Below are 2,539 nucleotides of genomic sequence, written 5' to 3'. Positions count from 1 at the left end.
TTGCCGCGGGCATGTACCTTGAGGATGTCCTCACGACCCTTCATATCCGGTGCGCCGACATAGACCTGACGGTCAAAACGTCCCGGACGCAGCAGAGCCGGATCCAGAATATCTTGACGGTTTGTCGCTGCAATGACGATAACGCCTTCATTTGCGCCAAAGCCGTCCATCTCAACCAGCAGCTGGTTGAGCGTCTGCTCGCGCTCGTCGTGTCCGCCGCCGAGACCTGCGCCTCTGTGACGGCCAACGGCGTCAATCTCATCGATAAAGACGATAGCCGGAGACTTTTTCTTTGCCTCGCCGAACAAATCACGCACGCGCGATGCGCCGACACCGACATACAGCTCGACAAAGTCAGAGCCGGAAATGGACAGGAACGGAACGCCTGCCTCGCCGGCAACGGCACGTGCCAGCAGAGTTTTACCGGTTCCCGGAGGGCCTACCAGCAGAACGCCCTTCGGAATGCGTGCGCCGATCTGCGTAAACTTCTGCGGATTCTTGAGGAATTCAACGATTTCTTCCAGCTCCGCCTTTTCTTCATCCGCACCTGCGACATCCTGGAATGTCACATGGCGTTTGTCGTCCTCTGCATTCTTGATGCGTGCCTTGCCAAACTGCATGGCACCGCGTCCGCCGCCATCTGTGCGGCTGAACATGAAGTACCAGAACAGACCGAAAATGACGAGCATGATGACATACGGGATGGCACTTGCCCACCAAGGCACCTCAGTCTTTGTCCAGTTATAGCTCTTGATGACGCCATCCTTCTTTTCCTGACGGATGGTATCTCCCAAATCATTGAAAAACAGTTCCACGCTCGGCAGCTCATAGGTCATGGTCTTGCCGTCTTTCAGCGTTGCCTCCAGCGAGCTGTCTTTGATGACAAATTCCGTAACCTGCTTGTTCTCGAACGCCTCCACAACCTGCGAATAGGTCACCGTTGTGTTGTCGTTCTGCTGAAGCAGAACAGAAACTGTAATCACGAGAAGGACGATAATAATGGCATAAAATCCGAACCCTCTCATCTTGTTGTTATTGCTTTTGTTATCCAAGCGTATATGTCACTCCTTTCCGTAAAACGGAAATGTTATTTGCCTTCATATACCGACGGCTTGAGAACGCCGACATACGGCAGGTTGCGGTATCTCTGGTCATAGTCCAGACCATAGCCGACAATAAATGCATCCGGAACCGTGAAGCCCTTGTAGGCAACCTCTACCGGTACCACGCGGCGTTCCGGCTTATCCAAGAAGGTGCACAGAGCGATAGAAGCCGCACCGCGCGCCTTCAGTGTCTTCATCAGATAGCTCAGCGTGCGTCCGCTGTCCAGAATATCCTCAACGATAATCAGATGACGTCCTTCAATGCTGACGTCAAAGTCCTTGGTGATCTTGACTTCGCCGGAAGACGTCGTGCCGCTGCCATAGCTGGAAACCGACATGAAATCAACAGTACACGGCACATCAATGGCGCGAACCAAGTCTGCCATAAAGACAAACGAACCGCGCAGTACGCTGACAATCAGCGGATTTTTATCTGCGTAATCCTTGGCGATCTGTGCGCCCAGTTCCTTTACCTTTGCTGCGATCTCTTCCTCAGAAATAAGAACCTTTTCGATGTCCTGCTTCATACTCATTATCTCCTTTTTATTTTGCTGCTTTTTTATCTTTTCCAAACGGCAAAAAATCCGCTTTGACCACAAAATTGTGTATCGGTTCCGATGCCTGCCGCCGCGACAATGCTGTCGCCGCTGCACAGAATCGGCAGATGATCTCGCTCATCCGGCGCGATGCCGCGCTCGGCATACAGCCGCTTGAGCGACCGTGTGCCCCGTGCGCCGAGCAGCTGCATCCGGTCAGATGCCTGCCACGTCCGCACGGTCAAGTTTGACATATTGATTGTATCATATGCAATTGGATAATACTTGAACGAACTGTGAATATCCGGTATTTTTCTCACGACGGATACCATATATGTGCCGTATTCTATCGTTTGATTTGGTTGGATGTGTACCGGCTCTCGGCGCGGTGTCGCCGGCACAATGGACAAGATTCCCCGCTTGTTTATCGCGCGGAATTGTCCCGGCAGACTGACGGTGCCGTGCGGCTTCTGCGCCAGCGCACAAACCGCTCCGATATGTCTGCGCGTAATCTCACCCATCGGAACGCCTGCCTGCTCCAGCATATCCCGTACGCGCCGCGCCCGCAATACATCGGGCAGCTGCGCCAGCGGCAGCTCGGTCTCGCGCGCCTGTGCGTCGAGATAGGCATTGTCCTGCCGGACAAGTTGTGCCGCTTCCAGACCATGCCGCGCGGCACGCGGCTCAATGTCCCGAAGTGCCGGGATGACATGATGCCGAATTTTATTTCTCGTACAGCTGTCATCCAGATTGGTCGCATCGGTGCACCAATCCTGCCCGCGTTCTATTAAAAACCGTTCGACTTGCTGCCGTTCCACAGCGATGAGCGGACGCACAATATTGCCGCGCACCGGCGGAATTCCCGCCAGACCGGCACTGCCCGTGCCGCGAATCAGATGA

Annotated in this window: 3 protein-coding genes; all 3 read right to left on the bottom strand. The window is 54.2% G+C overall.

The genetic code is table 11. The annotated features are described in order from the left end of the window. A partial coding sequence (locus ACR0P9_RS10770; protein WP_432620014.1) for an ATP-dependent metallopeptidase FtsH/Yme1/Tma family protein occupies window positions 1-1,052 on the bottom strand: 1,052 nt, incomplete at its 3' end. A gap of 35 nt (window positions 1,053-1,087) precedes the next feature. Then, window positions 1,088-1,630, bottom strand: a complete 543-nt coding sequence (gene hpt, locus ACR0P9_RS10765; RefSeq protein ID WP_432620012.1) for a hypoxanthine phosphoribosyltransferase — start codon at window positions 1,628-1,630, stop codon at window positions 1,088-1,090. Between the two features lie 32 nt (window positions 1,631-1,662). Further along, a partial coding sequence (tilS, locus tag ACR0P9_RS10760; protein WP_432620010.1) for a tRNA lysidine(34) synthetase TilS occupies window positions 1,663-2,539 on the bottom strand: 877 nt, incomplete at its 5' end.

The sequence above is a fragment of the Butyricicoccus sp. genome, from assembly GCF_050872565.1.
Lineage (GTDB): Bacteria > Bacillota > Clostridia > Oscillospirales > Butyricicoccaceae > Butyricicoccus_A.
This window is presented reverse-complemented; position numbering and strand designations above follow the sequence as displayed.

What these genes read in the sequence shown, in the direction of transcription:
- hpt (WP_432620012.1), bottom strand. Translation starts at nt 1,630, where the DNA reads ATGAAGCAGGACATCGAAAAGGTTCTTATTTCTGAGGAAGAGATCGCA.